This window comes from Duganella kummerowiae, assembly GCF_053572355.1.
This window is the reverse complement of record NZ_JBKFEH010000044.1, coordinates 1-919: the sequence shown is the minus strand read 5'-3', so window position 1 is coordinate 919 and position 919 is coordinate 1. Positions and strand designations below refer to the sequence as shown.

At 58.7% G+C, this 919-nt stretch carries 1 protein-coding gene; it reads right to left on the bottom strand.

Annotated features, from left to right (window positions below; translation table 11 throughout):
• Window positions 1-782: DDE-type integrase/transposase/recombinase (locus ACLB1G_RS27940; RefSeq protein ID WP_491630542.1), on the bottom strand; the 782-nt coding region annotated here is incomplete at its 3' end.
• Window positions 783-919: the final 137 nt, after the last annotated feature.

Sequence of the window (919 nt, the reverse complement as noted above, 5' to 3'; positions counted from 1 at the left end):
AGCTCGTTGATACGGCCATTGAAGCGCTCGACCATGCCGTTGGTTTGTGGATGACGAGGTGGCGCCAGGCGGTGTTCAATACCCATGCCGGCGCAGACCTTATCGAACACATGCCGGCCGCTGGGTTTCTTGTCCTTGGTCGTGAAGCGGTCCGTAAACTGCGAGCCGTTGTCGGTCAGGATCTTGGCGATTTTGATGGGTGAGGCCTGCTTCAACCGCCGTAGAAAATCGATGCTGCTGGTGTCGCTCATGTCGTGATAGATGTGCAGGAAGACCCAGCGCGTGGCGCGGTCGATGGCCACGAACAAATAGCGGCGCGAGGTTTCATCGGGCATCTGCGGCAGGTACTTGATGTCGATGTGAACGAAGCCTGGTTCGTAGTCCTTGAAGGTCTTCTTGGCCGAGATCGTTTCTCCCTCGGCCTTGGGAATGACGTCCTCCAGACGCGCCATGCCTTCGCGTTTGAGCAGGCGGGCGATGCCGGAGCGCGAGGCGTCGGCGTTGATGTACTGCTTGGTGATGTAGACCAGGTCGTCGAGCGGCAAGTACAGCGTTTGGCGCAGCGATAGCACAATGGCCTCCTGCGCTTCGCTCAAGGTCGTATGCAGGGTATGGGCACGATGGGAGCGGTCTTGAACATCGTCACGCTTAAGCCATTTGGCTGCCGTGGATCGCGTGACGTTGAAGACCTTGGCCGCCTGCCGGTCTGACAGCCCGGAGTCCTTGATCTCCTGGCGGATTTTGGGAGTGGTACGGGCTTGTGGGTGAATGCGCATAGTCATGCTCTCGATGTCTCCAGTGCGATCTTGCGGGGGCGCGATGATCGCGGCGACAGGTCTGCGATCAGTTCCTCCAGTATGACCTTGGCGCGAAACAAAGGCCAGCTACGACGAGGGATATGATCGCACGGAACTAAACA